This is a genomic window from Neobacillus vireti, assembly GCF_036962465.1.
GTDB classification, from domain to species: Bacteria; Bacillota; Bacilli; order Bacillales; family Cytobacillaceae; genus Neobacillus; species Neobacillus vireti_B.
Window position 1 is genome coordinate 159822 of the sequence record NZ_JBALNF010000025.1, and the last position, 16476, is coordinate 176297.

17 protein-coding genes are annotated in these 16476 nt (G+C 39.2%); 14 read left to right on the plus strand and 3 right to left on the minus strand.

Annotation, left to right across the window (positions count from 1 at the left end; all coding sequences use genetic code 11):
• Positions 1-101: 101 nt before the first annotated feature.
• The 12 genes from V7077_RS11270 (at position 102) to V7077_RS11325 (ending at position 11441) form a co-directional block, all read left to right on the plus strand.
• A complete protein-coding gene (locus tag V7077_RS11270; RefSeq protein ID WP_335501428.1) occupies positions 102-1349 on the plus strand; it encodes an MFS transporter in 1248 nt (415 codons plus the stop codon).
• A gap of 86 nt (positions 1350-1435) precedes the next feature.
• Positions 1436-1975: an HD domain-containing protein gene (locus tag V7077_RS11275; RefSeq protein WP_335501430.1), complete on the plus strand. Its 540-nt coding sequence runs from the start codon at positions 1436-1438 to the stop codon at positions 1973-1975.
• Between the two features lie 79 nt (positions 1976-2054).
• Positions 2055-2510 carry a DUF2269 family protein gene (locus V7077_RS11280; protein WP_335501432.1) on the plus strand — a complete coding sequence of 152 codons (456 nt, stop codon included), beginning with the start codon at positions 2055-2057 and terminating at the stop codon, positions 2508-2510.
• A gap of 210 nt (positions 2511-2720) precedes the next feature.
• Positions 2721-3719 carry a glutathione S-transferase family protein gene (locus V7077_RS11285; protein ID WP_335501435.1) on the plus strand — a complete coding sequence of 333 codons (999 nt, stop codon included), beginning with the start codon at positions 2721-2723 and terminating at the stop codon, positions 3717-3719.
• Positions 3720-3745: 26 nt separating this feature from the next.
• Positions 3746-4270 carry a GNAT family N-acetyltransferase gene (locus V7077_RS11290; RefSeq protein ID WP_335501437.1) on the plus strand — a complete coding sequence of 175 codons (525 nt, stop codon included), beginning with the start codon at positions 3746-3748 and terminating at the stop codon, positions 4268-4270.
• 317 nt (positions 4271-4587) lie between these two features.
• On the plus strand, positions 4588-4758 hold the full coding sequence (locus tag V7077_RS11295; RefSeq protein WP_335501440.1) for a YezD family protein: 171 nt from the start codon (positions 4588-4590) through the stop codon (positions 4756-4758).
• 131 nt (positions 4759-4889) lie between these two features.
• Positions 4890-5969 carry a sulfate ABC transporter substrate-binding protein gene (locus tag V7077_RS11300; RefSeq protein ID WP_335501443.1) on the plus strand — a complete coding sequence of 360 codons (1080 nt, stop codon included), beginning with the start codon at positions 4890-4892 and terminating at the stop codon, positions 5967-5969.
• Positions 5970-6027: 58 nt separating this feature from the next.
• Positions 6028-6849 (plus strand): sulfate ABC transporter permease subunit CysT, encoded by an 822-nt coding sequence (gene cysT, locus V7077_RS11305; protein WP_335501445.1) that lies wholly within the window; start codon positions 6028-6030, stop codon positions 6847-6849.
• Positions 6850-6864: 15 nt separating this feature from the next.
• On the plus strand, positions 6865-7752 hold the full coding sequence (gene cysW, locus V7077_RS11310) for a sulfate ABC transporter permease subunit CysW (RefSeq protein ID WP_335501448.1): 888 nt from the start codon (positions 6865-6867) through the stop codon (positions 7750-7752).
• A gap of 1 nt (position 7753) precedes the next feature.
• Complete coding sequence (locus tag V7077_RS11315) at positions 7754-8824, plus strand: sulfate/molybdate ABC transporter ATP-binding protein (protein ID WP_335501452.1); 1071 nt, start codon at positions 7754-7756, stop codon at positions 8822-8824.
• A 119-nt stretch (positions 8825-8943) separates the two neighbouring features.
• On the plus strand, positions 8944-9918 hold the full coding sequence (locus V7077_RS11320; RefSeq protein ID WP_335501454.1) for an alpha/beta fold hydrolase: 975 nt from the start codon (positions 8944-8946) through the stop codon (positions 9916-9918).
• Between the two features lie 146 nt (positions 9919-10064).
• Positions 10065-11441 (plus strand): tetratricopeptide repeat protein, encoded by a 1377-nt coding sequence (locus V7077_RS11325; RefSeq protein WP_335501456.1) that lies wholly within the window; start codon positions 10065-10067, stop codon positions 11439-11441.
• A 123-nt stretch (positions 11442-11564) separates the two neighbouring features.
• Here the strand turns inward: V7077_RS11325 and V7077_RS11330 are convergent, their stop codons facing one another.
• Positions 11565-12545: a DUF3231 family protein gene (locus tag V7077_RS11330; protein WP_335501459.1), complete on the minus strand. Its 981-nt coding sequence runs from the start codon at positions 12543-12545 to the stop codon at positions 11565-11567.
• 324 nt (positions 12546-12869) lie between these two features.
• On the opposite strand from V7077_RS11330, the gene V7077_RS11335 reads away from it, so the two are divergent.
• Together V7077_RS11335 and V7077_RS11340 are read left to right on the plus strand one after the other, a co-directional pair.
• Positions 12870-13907 (plus strand): GGDEF domain-containing protein, encoded by a 1038-nt coding sequence (locus tag V7077_RS11335; RefSeq protein WP_335501462.1) that lies wholly within the window; start codon positions 12870-12872, stop codon positions 13905-13907.
• Between the two features lie 138 nt (positions 13908-14045).
• Positions 14046-14654, plus strand: coding sequence for a flavin reductase family protein (locus tag V7077_RS11340; RefSeq protein WP_335501698.1), 609 nt, complete (start codon positions 14046-14048; stop codon positions 14652-14654).
• Between the two features lie 79 nt (positions 14655-14733).
• On the opposite strand, the gene V7077_RS11345 is transcribed toward V7077_RS11340, so the two are convergent.
• Positions 14734-15135, minus strand: coding sequence for a sensor histidine kinase (locus V7077_RS11345; protein ID WP_335501464.1), 402 nt, complete (start codon positions 15133-15135; stop codon positions 14734-14736).
• A 147-nt stretch (positions 15136-15282) separates the two neighbouring features.
• Positions 15283-16245 (minus strand): cache domain-containing protein, encoded by a 963-nt coding sequence (locus tag V7077_RS11350; RefSeq protein ID WP_335501467.1) that lies wholly within the window; start codon positions 16243-16245, stop codon positions 15283-15285.
• Positions 16246-16476: the final 231 nt, after the last annotated feature.

Here is a 16476-nt window from a genome sequence, read left to right on the forward strand (position 1 = left end):
GTGCGGGCTTTTTTATTAAATGTGGCGAAGTAAACTATTACTTGGCTGTTTTATGTCCTAAAGTGCCTCCTGTCCGGATTGTTGGATAAGGAGGTTTTTTTATGGAACAAGGAAATACAAATGCAAATGTTTCAATGGGTTTATTGTTTCGAAATAGGGTAATCCAGACATTATTACTCTCGACGTTTTTTCTGCAAATTGGGGTTTGGGTAAGGAATTATTCTATTTTGTTGTATGTTGTAGAAAAGACAAATGAAGACCCCGTCGCTGTATCACTGATATCAGTAGCGGAGTTTGCCCCAATCTTTCTCTTTTCATTTATCGGCGGGACCTTTGCTGACCGCTGGAAACCGAAAATGACGATGATATGGTGTGATTTTCTGAGTGCTATTTCCATTTTTGTGGTCTTGCTGGCCCTTTTCTTTGGCGGATGGAAGGTCATCTTTTTTGCAACATTGGTATCGTCGATTTTATCCCAGTTTTCCCAGCCTGCTGGAATGAAGCTTTTTAAACTTCATGTAAAAGAAGAGCTTATTCAAATGGGAATGTCTATTTACCAAACCATCTTTGCATTGTTTATGATTGTCGGTCCGGTACTTGGTACGTTTGTTTACCAGCATTTTGGAATCAATGCGGCCATTGCCATTATGGGGGTAGCTTTTTTACTTTCAGCGGGGATCTTATTCTTACTGCCGTCGGATTATGATGCAGAAGAAATGTCAGAAGCTACCACCTTACTTCAAGAGATGAAGGCTGGATTCAAATATGTATGGCAGAGCCGTGCCCTTACCATGCTGGGGGGATGTTTTGCCGCGGCGGGCTTGGCGTTGGGGCTTACTCAGCCATTAGCGGTCTTTCTCGTAACTGAACAGCTTGGTCTGCCGAAAGAGCAGCTGCAATGGCTGATGGCTGCATTTGGAATCGGAATGATTTTGGGCGGAGGTCTTACAGTCGGGTTCTCGAAAAAGACACCACCGCAAATTTTGCTTGCGATTGGTATGGGTGTCAGTGCACTTGGCTTTTTAGTAATGGGGCTTTCCGACATGTTTTGGTTAACCTTGACCGCCCAATTTATCAGCGGTTTGTTTATGCCATGTGTTCATATAGGAATCAATACCATGATCTTAAAGAATACCGATGCAGCCTTTATTGGCCGTGTTAATGGGATACTAAACCCTATATTCATGGGTTGCATGGTAATTACAATGACAACGAGCGGGTGGTTGAAGAAGACTTTTTCCCTCGTTTCAATGTATGAAACAACCGCTTTGCTTTTTGTGATCGGAATTCTTTTTCTCGTTCCTCTTTTCAAGGGGTCGACGATGTTGGAAAAAAGTAAACAAGCTTAATGGAACAAAGCGAGGAGCTTGGAAATCCAGGCTCCTTTAAAATTTATCTTGAAAAAATAAGATATTGGAAAGGAGGTATATTCAAAATGGATGTTATTGAAAAAGCGCTGCAAATGGCAGCCAAAGCCCATGTTAAACAACGCCGAAAAGGAAGTGATATCCCCTATATTGTGCACCCTGTTGCAGTTGGGATGATTTTAATGAAGGCAGGATACGATGAAACGCTGATTGCAGCTGGTATCCTTCATGATACGGTTGAAGACACGGACCTTTCATTGCAGGATATTGAACAGGAATTCGGATTCAAGATTGCGGAAATTGTTGCTGGATGCTCTGAACCGGATAAATCTTTAACGTGGGATCTGCGGAAAAAACATACAATCGAATACTTAAAAAATGCTCCAAGAGATATCCGGGCAGTCGCTTGTGCGGATAAATTACATAACATACGTTCCATTACAGACGATTATAAGCGAATTGGGAACGAAATTTGGAGTAAATTTAATGCCGGTAAGGAAAAACAGGAATGGTACTATACCCACATTGTAGAAAGTCTGAGATACCAAAACTCCTTTCCTTTAATCGAAGAATTGGAAGAAGCCGTCCATCACTTATTTAACAGATAATCGTTGAACTTTGCAGGTCAGACTTTGATAGAAAATATGATAGAATGGGAACATTGGAACTGGTGATGGAGGTTTACAAGTGATTACATTCTACAAAATTGTTGTGTTCATTCATATCTTTTCTGCGATCATTGGAATGGGTCCAGGGTTTATTTTAACAACAGTCGTTAAATCTGGAAATACTATGACTGAATTAAGACACTCCTATCGGCTCAGACACAAGCTCCATATTTTTGTGATGGCAGGCGGTACACTGCTGCTGGTTACAGGGCTAACGATGGGTTTTCTAAATCCGAGCTTGTTTCGGATGGGATGGTATGTGACAAGTTTGGTCTTATTTTTAGGAGCACTTGCAATCGGTCCGCTCATCTTATCCCCAAGGTCAAAACCTGTAAAAGCCTTATTGGCTGCACATCAAGGTGAGGAGATTCCTGAGGAGTACTGGCGTTTAGCGAAAATTTTATTTCGCTGTGAATACCTAGAAAATTTCATTTTCATCATCATCATCGCTCTTATGATATTAAAACCATACTAACTAAGGAAGGTATCGCATATAAATGTGCATACCTTTTTTTGTTGGCCAGGGAAAGGACGGCTGTTTGTAGCTGCCCAAACTCTTACTAGCCGTGCAAGGGCTTTTTTGAAAATAATATTTTAAAAATATTGGTTATAGTCAGATATTTAGATTGACTGATAAAAGTTAGAACTCCTAAAATTAAATGATCAATAGGAGAGGGTGTTAATAGTGCAGGAGAGTGGAAGTAAGGGAACAGTGATAGAAATTAAGACTGATGGTTCATTTAACCGCCAAAAAAACAGATTTACAACCCCGTTTGGTAATCAGGAGGGGGAGCTTCCAATTGAGGCAGGAAGATACCGACTATTATGGTCAGCGGTTTGCCCCTGGGCACATCGTTCTGTCATTGCCCGCAGTCTGCTTGGGCTGGAAGAGGTCATTAGTTTAGGGACTGCCAGTCCGATGAGGCCCAAATTGCCACATGTGGATTGGGAATTTTCGTTAGATGAGGATGGTGTCGATCCTGTCTTAGGGATTCGCTATATGAGTGAAATTTATTTGAAAACAGCCCCTGACTTCACGGGCAGACCTACCGTTCCCGTTATCGTCGATATTAAAGAGCAGAAGGTCGTTAATAACGATTATTTTAAACTAACAAACTATCTCGAAACCGTATGGGTACCTTTTCATAAAGAGAATGCCCCGGATTTATATCCTGAGCACTTACGGGACGAAATCGACCAGTTAAATGATGTCATTTTCCATGATGTGAATAACGGGGTTTATAAGTGTGGATTTGCCCAGTCTCAAGAGGCATATGAACTGGCCTATGAAACCTTATTTTCAAGATTAGATGAATTAGAAGCACGCCTTTCAAAACAGCGCTTCTTATTTGGCGATTATATTACTGATGCGGATATTCGTCTTTATGCTACTCTTGTCCGCTTTGATGCCGCCTATTACTCTGCCTTTAAGGCTAATCGTAATCGTATTGTTGACTTTCCGAATCTATGGGGATATCTGCAAGATCTTTATCAGACTCCTGGTTTTGGAGATACGACTGATTTTGTCGCGATTAAAAGGCATTATCATCTATCAAACCATATTGCTAGTAATGATCAAAAAAGCTATCATATCTTGCCAAAAGGACCTGACCTTTCAGGAATAACGTCCTTGCATAATCGACAAAATTTAAGTAATAAGCCTGAGAAATTTTTAATAAAATGAGAAAGCGGAATAGGAGTTAAAGGATAATGATCATTCGTGATGCTGCAGTAAAGGAATTACCGCTGATACGAGAACAACGGATTCATGCTTATGAAATACATGCAAATAGCATTCCTGAAGGACATTGGGAAGCGTTGAAACAAGCGATTTCATCCGATGCAGATACCCATCCTGATATTGAACGAATCGTGGCAGAATTAGACGGAAAGATTGTCGGCAGTGTGGTTTTATACCCGGCGAAAACAGATGCCTATGAAGGCAATGTCGAGAAACTGGATTATCCTGAAATCCGTATGCTTGCTGTTGCCCCCGAGGCCCAAGGAAAAGGGATTGCCACGGCGCTTATTTCTGAATGCATCGCTAGGGCGAAAGCCAAAGGCTTCCAGTCAATCGGTTTGCATACTGGAGAATTTATGACCAGTGCAATGAGATTATACGAACGTCTGGGATTTGAGCGTATTCCACAACATGACTTTCAGCCTGCCAATGATGGTATCATTGTAAAGGCCTACTGCCACAGCTTTGATATAGAAAATCTATCACAGCAATAAAAATATTTTAATAATTTAATAAAATTATCTTAAAACCCACTTGACACCTCGGAAAAGTCAGAATAAAATGGAAATAATTCAAGCCCAAATAATAAATAAAAAAGGTTAAGCTGATTGGTCAACCAAAGGCTTATACTCCCAGACGAGAGTATAAGCCTTTTTGTGTCTAAAGAGAGGGGAGATCAGCAAATGACGTATCCAATTAGTAAGTGCAGTCCACATTGTAGGCAATCAGATGGGAACTTAAAATTTTTTATTCATAAAACCAAGTATTCTGATGTGATATTAATTAATTAAACTTAAAGGGAGAGGATCTGATGGCAGCAATAGATCAAGAGAGAACAAAAGTCATTTTAGAAGCATTAAAAAATATTGAGTATGGTTCTGTTACGATTACGATTCACGACGGTTCGATTACACAAATCGATAAAACAGAGAAGACTCGTTTTGAATCAAGACGTTCTAGTGCAAAAAATCAAAGAGTATAAGACTAGCCGATCAGTCGACTGAAGGCTGCTTAATTTTACATATGCTTACGTTCTGCCTGGAGATAGGCACAACGATTCTTAGGCAGGGATAAAAATTAGGCAGCTTTTTTTAAATCAGAGGGGGAATCAAGATGAAGAAACATTTATACAAAATTACACTGGTATTTGCGTTAATCGCACTTATTTTAGCAGGCTGCAGCAGTAACGAAAAATCTAGTACGGAAACATCCACAAAAAAGGAGAAAACAGCCGCTCAAGAAACGACGAAAAAGAAAGATCCAGTCCAGTTATTAAACGTATCATACGATCCTACGAGAGAGCTTTATGAACAGTACAATAAGGAATTTGCTCAATACTGGGAAAAGAAAACTGGTCAGCAGGTGACCGTTCAACAATCACATGGCGGTTCTGGTAAACAAGGGCGCGCTGTTATTGATGGACTTGAGGCAGATGTTGTAACACTAGCATTGGCCTATGACATTGATGAGATTGCTAACAATGGTTTGCTTGCTAAGGACTGGCAAAAGAATTTACAGGATAATTCTACACCGTATACTTCAACAATTGTTTTCTTAGTTAGAAAAGGGAATCCAAAAGGGATTAAGGATTGGGATGACTTAACAAAGAAAGGCGTTTCTGTTATCACTCCGAATCCAAAAACGTCTGGCGGTGCTAGATGGAACTACTTGGCAGCTTGGGCGTATGCACAAGAGAAATTTGGCGGAAATGAAGCCAAAACCAAGAATTTTATGAGTCAATTATATAAAAATGTCGAGGTATTAGATTCAGGAGCACGCGGTGCTACGACTACGTTTGTAGAACGCGGAATTGGTGATGTGCTAATTGCCTGGGAGAATGAAGCGTATCTTACATTAAATGAGCTAGGCAAAGATAAGTTTGAGGTCGTGAATCCATCACTCAGCATTCTTGCTGAACCGCCAGTGGCTGTCGTTGATAAAGTAGCAGATAAAAAGGGGACAAAAGAAGTAGCAAAGGCCTATCTGGAATATTTATACTCCGATAAAGGACAGGAAATTATTGCGAAGAATTACTATCGTCCTCGGAATGAAGAAATTCTAAAGAAATATGCAGATGTCTTCCCACAAATTAAAATGGTCACCATTGATGATTATTTTGGCGGCTGGAAAAAGGCGCAGGAAAAACATTTTAATGATGGCGGGACATTCGACCAAATTTATCAACCTAAATAAGAAGAAGAATAGGGAGCATTCGTGCTCTCTATGTATCTAAATGGAAGGGGTCAACCTCATGGGTCTTTTTAAAAAGAGAACAGGCGTATTGCCGGGTTTCGGACTGTCGCTAGGGTTTACGATGACCTATATTAGTATTCTAGTTATCTTGCCTTTATCGATGATATTTATAAATTCGGCGACAGCTCCCTGGTCAAAAATTTGGCACACCATCTCGGAGCCAAGGGTTGTGGCGTCTTATCAGTTAAGCATCGGTGCCTCTCTAATGGCGGCAGCGATCAATGTTATTTTTGGAGTTTTAATTGCTTGGGTCCTAGTTCGATACCGTTTTCCAGGTAAGCGTATCATTGATGGGCTCGTAGATTTACCCTTTGCATTGCCAACTGCAATCGCTGGGATTGCCTTAACGACCTTGTATACAGAAAATGGCTGGGTTGGCCAATTTTTAGGCTTTAAAGTGGCGTTTACTTCGCTCGGAATTACAGTGGCCTTAATGTTTATCGGCTTACCCTTTGTTGTTCGAACGGTACAGCCCGTTTTACAGAACGTGGATAAGGAAGTGGAAGAGGCCTCTGCAAGCTTAGGGGCAAACAGGCTCCAGACCTTTGTAAAAGTAGTTATACCGGAACTGTTCCCTGCTGCTTTGACAGGTTTTGCCCTAGCATTTGCCAGGTCGCTGGGTGAATATGGCTCAGTAGTATTTATTGCAGGAAATATGCCGATGAAAACAGAAATTACCCCGTTGTTAATCATGACAAAGTTAGAACAATATGACTATGCGGGGGCAACTGCGATTGCCGCTGTCATGCTTGTATTTTCCTTTTGCATGCTATTGGTTATTAACCTATTACAATGGTGGACCAATCGAAAATTCATTTAATAATGGGGGATAAAAATGTCCGGACATGTTCCATTAACATACTCAAATCCACAGATACAGAATTCCGATAAAGAAGCTGAACCGCGTTGGGTTCGTTATTTATTGATTACATTAGCAGTCGGTTTTTTAGGGCTGTTTCTGGTTTTACCGCTGCTTGCTATTTTTATAAAGGCTTTTGATAAAGGCAGTGCTGTATTTTTGGAAGCAATCAGCGATCCAGACGCCGTAGCGGCGATCAAATTAACGGTGTTGATTGCTTTGATTGCCGTTCCGCTTAATGCTATTTTTGGTGTTGCTGCTGCATGGGCGATCACTAAGTTTAATTTTAAAGGAAAAAGTTTGCTGATTACGATTATTGACTTGCCGTTTGCGATTTCGCCGGTTATTGCCGGGCTGGTGTTTGTTTTGTTATTCAGCAGTCACGGATTATTTGGTCCATGGCTGCAGGCGCATGATATAAAAATTATCTTTGCCGTTCCCGGCATTGTGCTGGCAACCTTGCTAATCACTCTGCCTTTCGTAGCGCGAGAATTAATTCCATTAATGCAAACACAGGGGACAGCCGATGAAGAGGCCTCGATGACACTTGGTGCGAGCGGCTGGAAAACGTTTTGGCTGGTAACCCTTCCGAATATAAAATGGGGCTTATTATATGGAGTGATTCTCTGTACGGCTCGTACGATTGGAGAATTCGGTGCGGTATCGGTTGTCTCAGGACATATTCGCGGAATGACGAATACTATGCCGCTTCATATTGAGATTTTATATAATGAATACCAATTTTCAGCGGCCTTTGCTGTCGCATCATTAATGTCATTGTTCGCAATTATCACTTTAGTAGTAAAAAATATTATTGAATGGAAAGCAAATAAGACCATGATACCAGAAGAGGGGGAAGCATAAAATGAGCATTCAAATTAATAACATCTCAAAATCGTTCGGAAGCTTTCAAGCCCTTGAAAATATTAATCTAGACATACAAACTGGGGAACTGGTTGCACTCCTCGGACCTTCTGGATCTGGGAAAACCTCGCTTTTAAGAATTATTGCGGGACTTGAAGATGCCAGCGATGGTGTAATCCTGTTTGGCGATGAAGATATTACTTTATTGAGTGCAAAAGAACGCAAGGTGGGCTTTGTTTTTCAACATTATGCCTTATTCCGCCATATGACGGTTTTTGATAATATTGCGTATGGTTTAAAGGTCCGTCCGCGTAAAAATAGACCCTCAAAAAGTGAGATTAAAGAAAAAGTCACTGAACTATTGAAACTAGTAAAACTTGAAGCTTTTGCAAATCGGTATCCATCCCATTTATCAGGCGGACAACGGCAGCGTGTCGCTCTTGCCCGGGCATTAGCCGTCGAGCCAAAGGTGCTTTTGTTAGATGAACCGTTTGGAGCTTTGGATGCCAAGGTCCGAAAAGACCTCCGCCGCTGGTTAAGGAGGCTTCATGATGATTATCAGATTACGAGTATATTTGTGACGCATGATCAGGAGGAGGCCCTTGATGTGGCCGATCGGATTGTTGTCATGAATGAAGGGAAAATTGAACAAATTGGCACGCCGGAGGAAGTCTACGAACACCCGAATAGTCCGTTTGTTTATCACTTCTTGGGGAATGTGAATCTCTTTAAAGGCCGTTTACATAATGGAAAATTGCAGCATGGGGAGTTTGAAGTGGACGCTCCTGAATTTGCGGAAACCATTAATACTGAAGCGGTTGGGTATGCTAGACCTCATGATATCAGTATTAAACGGGAATATAGGCAGGATTATGCAGCCGCTAAAGTCAACTATATTCATCAAATAGGTGCAATTGTCCAGGTTGAACTCATCCGAAACGATACTGGTGATTATTTAGAAGCCGAATTAACGAAGGAATATTTTCGAAATCTTGACCTTAAAAATGGAGAAGAAGTATATATAAAACCAAAGCAGTTAAAAGTGTTTATTCCAGAGGATTATTCCATTTAGATTTCAGGTTGGGCCTTACTTCAAAAAAGAGGTAGGCCCTTTTTTAATATTTTCATATATTGGATAAAAATGTATAATATAGGAAATAGAGTAGTTCAAAGATGGGTCGGTGAGGCAAGATGTTTAGGAGAAGAACGAACCCAATCAAGAGTAAATACCATCCTGTTGCATCGTTAGAAGAGGTTGTGCTTGGCGGGAATAAACAATTTATTTTAATCAGAGGGGAAAATGTTGAAAATCCGCTGATGTTATTTTTACATGGCGGGCCAGGAACGGCACAGATCGGCTTTGCCCCTAAGTTTCAAAGAAACTTGGAAAAGGACTTTATTGTTGTGAATTGGGACCAAAGAGGCGCAGGCTTGTCCTTTTCTCCGAAAATTAACAAAGATGAGTTAACCATTGAAAACATGGTCCAGGATGCAGTTGAGTTAATCCAGTATTTATTAAATCGATTTCAACAATCGAAACTGTACTTAGTTGCTCATTCCTGGGGAACAATACTAGGGACATTGATCGTTCAACATTACCCGCACTTTCTTCATAGCTACATAGGAATCGGCCAGGTTGCCAATATGAAGAAGGGAGAAAAAATATCCTACGAATACACATTAAAGAAGGCCCGCGAACTAAATGAGGAAAATGCGGTCAGACAGTTAACGGATTTGGTGTACAATCCTTCTGATATGAACTATCTTATAGCTCAGAGAAGGTGGCTGACGAAGTTTGGCGGATCTGCCATCGGGGTTAGTGATTTCGATCTTATTTATTCCAATATGTTTTTTGCTCATGAGTATACCCTTAAGGACTGGATGCGTTATATGAAGGCAGGGAGATTTTCCTTAGAATCAATGTGGCCGCAAGTAATGGAGATTGATTTTTTAAGGAATCCTCTTCAGTTAGCGATTCCTGTTTATATTTTTGCAGGCAAGCATGATTATCAAACCCCTTCCGAATTAGCGTTAGAATACTTTAACAACATAGACTGTCCCCATAAAGAATTTATCTGGTTTGACCACTCTGCCCATTTATTAAATTTCGAAGAACCAGAGAAGTTTTATGAGCAATGTTTAAAGGTTAAAGCGAAGCTTGCGTAATGTCCCGGACCGGCAGAGTTGCTATAGTAACTCTATATAAGTGTGTTACTTTATCTTTACAGATTGTCGTTTCCGCATCTCTTTTTTAGACTTATGTTATACTTTAGGTAAGAACAAGTGGCCATGTGAGGAAGGGGACGAGTGCAATGGGTAGTGAAGTTTTGATTAAAGATAAAAAACAAACGGTAAGAGGGAAACTTGCCCGCGCGGCAGTTTTTGCTAGGAGCAAGGTATTCGAGGTTATAGCCGAGAATAACGAAAAATGGTACTTAGTATATTATAAAAACACCTTGGTTTATGGAGCTAAGCTTAATCATATAGATAATGGAACTTTTATTGAAAAGGCTTTGACCGAAGGAATGCTTCTTGATTCTTCCCATCCAGTCTTAGCAGCACTAATTCCCCAATCCGTTACCATTCCTTCGAAGAGTAAACTTTTCTCTCATCTGCAACTCCATTTCCCGCTTCAGGAAGTGGCCTTTATTTCCACAACGCTTGACGCCTTTTATGAAAAAGAACAGCTAATCAGTATTTTAGATAAAATCTATTTTAACTTTAGAAGAAACGGCAAATTTTTAAAATCCTTTCAAGTTATTCAACTCTTACATGATTTCTCTCCGTCATTAAAATCTGCAAAGGAACGTATGGATTCACATGAATTCCATCCGTATCATCAAATTTATCATTCCAAGGATTTATCCTCACTCTATGAAAAAGATCCGCTATTTGTAGAATTATACTGTTTCAGACATCGGTCACGCCAAAAAGAAAGAGCATTCCTTCTAAACAAACAAGATGGTTTAGCGGCGCTTTTGTTGTGGTTAGAATTTCCCGATGCCGGCAGCGTAGAAAAATATACAGAAATAGCCTTACAATTTATCACAATAGAAGATTGGCTCATTCTCTTAAGTCAGGTCCATATTAATCCATTTAAGTACCTGCTTGAGGCAAAACCCACCCTAGAAAAACTGTTGCAGGCTGGGAGCGTAGAGAAAGCTGCTACTTGCTTATTCCCCTTTCTTAAGGACCTGCCATCGGCTTACGATGACATGCTAGAACAGATTTGGGAAAAAGCTGACCCAGACTTTGTCATTGCGCATATCAATGAATGGATTCAAGCATTGAAACATCTGCCTGATAATCATCCCCATCTGGAATGGGAGGAGAAATTGTTTCAATTATCGGTTAAACTACTAGATTTGTATGATCTTCCTTCTGTTGAGGAAAAGCTCTTATCGTTTCAGTCCATATTTCCAACATCAGATGTGATTGGGAAAATTAAGGAAATGACAGCTTTAGTAGAAAATCCTGATCGAATGATGGAATTGGGTGACTTTTATGCTGAATTTAAACAATATGACAAAGCGATTGACTGTTTCGCTTGGGAGATGGAGATGCAGCCACAGAACCCTGTGCCCATCCGGAAAATAAGTAAAATGTATCAAGCTAAAGGATTAGTAAAGGAAGCGTCAGCCTATCAGCAAATTTTGAATCATTTATCTTCGAATAAACATATAGGATAAGAAAAGGCGTCGAACACCAGTTTTGGTGTTCGACGCTTTTTTTGATAGGTTGGAGTACAAGTAGTACAACATAGTAGGGACGCTTGCTCAAAGAGACAGGTAAGCATGCAGCTTCTACCTTACTTAATTTTTACTTGCAGCCATTGGCGGTTGTTCCAGCCATTTATATTCAATCATTAGGTTCAATCCATCATCTAGAAAGGTGCCGGTTTCAACAATTAGGAATCCAAATAAACTGCTTAAATCTCGTCTGACGACAAAACTTAATGCATTTCCATAGCGAGCGATGGCAATTTGAGCGAGCGATAGCGCTTCAAACATAATCAGACGGTCGGAAAAAGGAGAAATCGTCGATCCTGTTATCTCAGATTCAAACGTAGCTAGAAACGGAAGGTTTTCCGCTGTATTAAAGGACTGAAATCTTTCTACCCTTTTTCCAGCTATATTTTTGCCTCTCCGGCAATATTTTTGAACTTTTGGATCTTTAGCAATTTGTGAAAATATCATAAACATTGTTTTGGCGAGGACTACACCGCGCAGGCTGAAAATAAGATTATCAATTTCTATCCCTGTAAGCTGCCGTTGGTCACCCCACCAACCTGAAACGAAAGAATGATGTTCAATCATTTCTGGTTGTTTTAGTTCGGGTATATAAACAGGCTGATGTCCATATCCTTTTTTATGAACTGTTTCCGTAATCATCCGATAAAGCTCCGTTGAATTTTTGAGACATGTTTCAAAAAAAGGCAAAACCTCCGGATGATCTGTTTTTCCCAAGGTTAACCCGTAACCATATATGCCATATTCGGAAAGTACATGGAGAATAAAAAGGATTAGTTTATCAGACATTAGCCGAGGGACCTCTGGACTCACGTCACTATTTAGATTAAACCCAATCGGCGGAGTAAACCCGGCCTTTGTATATAAAGCAAGACCATCCTCCACAATTTTCGTGGCTGTTTTTTTAGATTGATCTAAAATTTTTTTTAAATCTTCGTCTTCCGCGTGAAAATCCCAATAGGTTAATAAACAAAGGTGGGCTTGATTGGCGATAATAAACTGCCATAAATTCGAAATCTCTCCCGCTGTTGGTTTGAGTTCCATAGTACCTCCTAAAAATTCCAATCAAATATAATATAGATTCTGCTATACATTCAGCTGTTATGCATAAATCTGATAAAGGGTAAATTTTTAAAAGCAAAAATTTTGTTAACGGAGACAGAAGAAATTAATGGACATTAAATTCTCATGAATTAGACAAAATACTCCAGTATAAATGAGATAAATGCTATATCAAAACTGTTGTAATTCATATAAAATAAGGATGTACAGACTGTAAATATAAGGAATAAGGACAAGCAGATATCCGTTTATAAGAACTCTTGGCTGGACTAATCATTATTGATTAGTTAGGGAGATGATTATTTGATGAAAAAACAGTATGACTCACTGGCCGATCTAAAAAGAGGGATCTATCTTTGGATTGTGCCGTTAATTGTAACCGCTCTAATACTAAATACTGTTATGCAAAATAGTCCTATTGAAAATAAAATGAGTTTTATCATTAATAACGCCCTGACGATTTGGCTGTTTTTTTGCTGGATTTTATTAATCATTAGGCGCTGGATTAAGTTTGCTGAGTATTCTTGTTTAGCTTTAATTACGATTTACCATATCGCTACTTTTTTTGATACAGTCTCGCATTATTTGCTTACAAGTGGAGGATCCTTAGGAGATTTTATAGTATGGATGCCTATTTATCTTGCGTTTATTTTCTTAACTTTAGGAGTTAAGAAAGGGCTTCCCTTTTCCATACTGATCTTTCTTCTTACACTAGTGGATGGTCTTATTTATTTTGACAGACTTTCAACTGACTCACTGGATTCGTTATGTCAGTATTATTTTGCTAATTTTGTGTATGTTGTTGTTCTTTATTATGCTCAGCATATTTTTAAAGTATATGCGGAAGCACAACTGATTAAAAAGCATGCCTATTTAGATTCTTTAACAGGGGTTGCTAACCGTCATCGAATTGACGGATGGTTTGAACAAAAACTAAAAGATTCTAAAGAGATGAATATTAGTTTTTCTGTAATTTTTTTCGATATTGATCATTTTAAAATAATTAATGATCAGTTTGGCCATAAAGTTGGAGATGCTATTTTAATTGAGTTAGCTGATTTAATTCAAAAGAATCTTGTTGTTAGAGAATTGTTTGGACGATGGGGCGGCGAGGAGTTTATTATCATTCCTACTGTTACAGGGAAAGGGGCTATTAACCTTGCAGAAGTATTACGAGAGACGGTTGCCCAGCATGATTTCCACATAGTAGGAAAATTAACAGCAAGCTTTGGCGTTACAGAGTCCTTGCCGGATGACACGATTGATTCGTTATTAAGCCGTGTTGATGAGGGGCTATACCAGTCAAAGCATCGCGGCCGAAATAAAGTAAGTAGTGTCAGTTAAGAATATGAGTACCTAGCTGCCATTAGGTGGCTTTTTTGTTTTAATTAATAATTTCAAACGGCAAAAAATTGGGGAATACTGTTTTAATAGGTTATATTAAATTTACACTAGACCATTTAGCAAGGAGAGGACTTCATGCTGATCTCTATAGACCCATCGCAAAATACCGAAAGAGAAAATTATAAATTTCTAATCGGCAGTATTATACCAAGACCGATTGCTTTCGTGACATCCATGTCAAACGAGGGTGTTTTGAACGGTGCACCGTTTAGTTATTTTAATATTGTTTCAGCCAACCCTCCAATGATATCTTTAGCGATTCAACGCTCAGGCGGGATGCAAAAGGATACAGCGAGAAATATTATCGGCTCTAAAGAATTTGTTGTGCATATTGTAGATGAACAAAATGTGGAACCAATCAATAAAACAGCCGCCAGCCTCCCTCCCAATCAAAGTGAAATTGAATTAGCACAATTAACTCCTGTAAAAAGCGAAAAGATTTCCACGCCGGGGGTTAACGAAGCTAAAGTCCGAATGGAGTGCACATTAGAGCAATCCTTAGAATTAGGCGGGGCAGATTCCCCGGGATGTGACCTTATCATCGGTAGAATTGTTCAATTTCATATAGAAAGCAACCTTTACCAAAATGGAAGAATCAATCCTGAAGGCTTAGCTGCGGTAAGCCGGTTAGCGGGTAACAATTATGCGAAAATCGGTGAGATTTTTGAAATCGAAAGACCACAGTAGTTTTAATCATAACAACGCTCATCTTCTGGGATGAGCGTTGTTTTACATGGGTAAAAGCAAACGTTTGTGTTAAAAGAAACTAGGATTGTGCAACTAAAGGCAGCAATATTTCAACTTGTGTCCCTTGGTCTAGGTTACTTTTTATTTTAATTTCGCCGCCGTAGGAATCAATGATCCGCTTACAGACCGTTAATCCAAGACCTGAACCGTCTTTTTTTAAAGTGTAGAATGGATTAAATGCTTGTGAGATTTGTTCCTCCTCCATACCAATACCATTATCGGTTACCGTAATCCGGCACCTATCAGATTGTTTATCTAAATAAATGGATAAATTGCCGCCAAATGGCATGGCCTGTAAGGCATTTTTCATTAGGTTAAGGATGACTTGCTTTAATTGGTCTTTCACACAAGATACTGGCAGTTCTTCCGGATGGTAATGGAAGGTTAATTCCACGTTTGCATAATTTGCCTCTGAGGTCATAATCGGTGCTATTTCAGAAACAATTTCATTTGCGTTACAGATTTTAAGGGTGTAAGCAGTTGGTTTGCCGAGGATTAGAAGTTCGCTAACAATCGAATTAATTCGGTCGATCTCTGATTGGATGACCTTAAAATAAGTTTGTGCCTTTCAGTCCTGGTTTTCTTCACTTAAAAGTTTTACCAAGCCCTTTATCCCAGTGAGTGGATTTCTTATTTCATGGGCTGTACTGGCTGCCAGTTTTCCAATTAGCTCGAGTTTATGGAGCTCTGCTTGTTCCTGTTCTTTTTGAATCTTCCTTTTTAAAAGGAGATAGTTGGCCAATAAAAATAATATACTCATTATAAATAACGAAATAATGAAATTATCTAAAAAACTATCCCAAAATACTTTCTTTTTATGAGGATTCACAAAAGCCGTTATGGTCCATGGTACCCTTGAAACCTTAACAACGGATTTCACAGTAAATTGGTTTGTAACGGGACCAGATTGTATGATGGCTTTGCCGGTTCCATTTTTAATGATAATTTTTTCGCCATTTACTAACCTAGTTATTTCTTTTTTTATTTCATCCATTCGCAAACTAGCAACGAATACACCCTTTACCGTGCGATTTTCTACAATTGGAGTTGCAATAGATATAATATATCTGCCTGTTTCCCTTCCAAAATGGGGGTCCGATATACTGGTTTGCTCAGAATGAATGGCATGCTGGAAGTAGGTCTGGTCCATAACATTGACCCGGGTTGTGATTTTATTAGTACTTAAAATAATGTCACCACTTGTATTAGCCCAATAGAAACCAGAAAAACGCGGATCTTTTTCTTTGGTTTCACGGAGTATTCTATCCATGTTCTTTAAATTGTTCTGCTGAACATTAATGGATGTGGAGAGCATTTCTAAACGCCCGACTGTCTCCCCGACAAACTTCTCCATATTCAAGGCATGAAAGTTGGCATATGCTTGTGCCCTAAGTTTATATTCACTGTTCACCACTCTCACATGGTGCTGGGCTAGGGCCATACTCACTGCCACTGATGGAATCAGCGCAATCAGTAGGTAGATAAATGATTTTTTATGTATAAGAGCCTTAAACAGGCGAATAAGTACCAAACAAATCTACCCCTCTATTTATAATGCTATTTTTTCAGTTAATTGTTATTTTAATACAGAATCGGAGGGTTAATTGGAAAAATGTAATTAAAATGATACTTACGCGTTTTATTTATAGCTTGGTTGCTATGTTAGATATATCAGATACATTATTATATGAAAATAGAAATGAAAATATCAATAGGGGAAGTTAATTGAAATTTTAAGCATTTCTAGAGTATATATAGATAG

Coding starts and splice junctions, on each gene's coding strand:
- V7077_RS11270 (WP_335501428.1), top strand. CDS start 102: ATGGAACAAGGAAATACAAATGCAAATGTTTCAATGGGTTTATTGTTT.
- V7077_RS11275 (WP_335501430.1), top strand. CDS start 1,436: ATGGATGTTATTGAAAAAGCGCTGCAAATGGCAGCCAAAGCCCATGTT.
- V7077_RS11290 (WP_335501437.1), top strand. CDS start 3,746: ATGATCATTCGTGATGCTGCAGTAAAGGAATTACCGCTGATACGAGAA.
- V7077_RS11295 (WP_335501440.1), top strand. CDS start 4,588: ATGGCAGCAATAGATCAAGAGAGAACAAAAGTCATTTTAGAAGCATTA.
- V7077_RS11300 (WP_335501443.1), top strand. CDS start 4,890: ATGAAGAAACATTTATACAAAATTACACTGGTATTTGCGTTAATCGCA.
- cysT (WP_335501445.1), top strand. CDS start 6,028: ATGGGTCTTTTTAAAAAGAGAACAGGCGTATTGCCGGGTTTCGGACTG.
- cysW (WP_335501448.1), top strand. CDS start 6,865: ATGTCCGGACATGTTCCATTAACATACTCAAATCCACAGATACAGAAT.
- V7077_RS11315 (WP_335501452.1), top strand. CDS start 7,754: ATGAGCATTCAAATTAATAACATCTCAAAATCGTTCGGAAGCTTTCAA.
- V7077_RS11320 (WP_335501454.1), top strand. CDS start 8,944: ATGTTTAGGAGAAGAACGAACCCAATCAAGAGTAAATACCATCCTGTT.
- V7077_RS11325 (WP_335501456.1), top strand. CDS start 10,065: ATGGGTAGTGAAGTTTTGATTAAAGATAAAAAACAAACGGTAAGAGGG.
- V7077_RS11330 (WP_335501459.1), bottom strand. CDS start 12,545: ATGGAACTCAAACCAACAGCGGGAGAGATTTCGAATTTATGGCAGTTT.
- V7077_RS11335 (WP_335501462.1), top strand. CDS start 12,870: ATGAAAAAACAGTATGACTCACTGGCCGATCTAAAAAGAGGGATCTAT.
- V7077_RS11345 (WP_335501464.1), bottom strand. CDS start 15,135: ATGACCTCAGAGGCAAATTATGCAAACGTGGAATTAACCTTCCATTAC.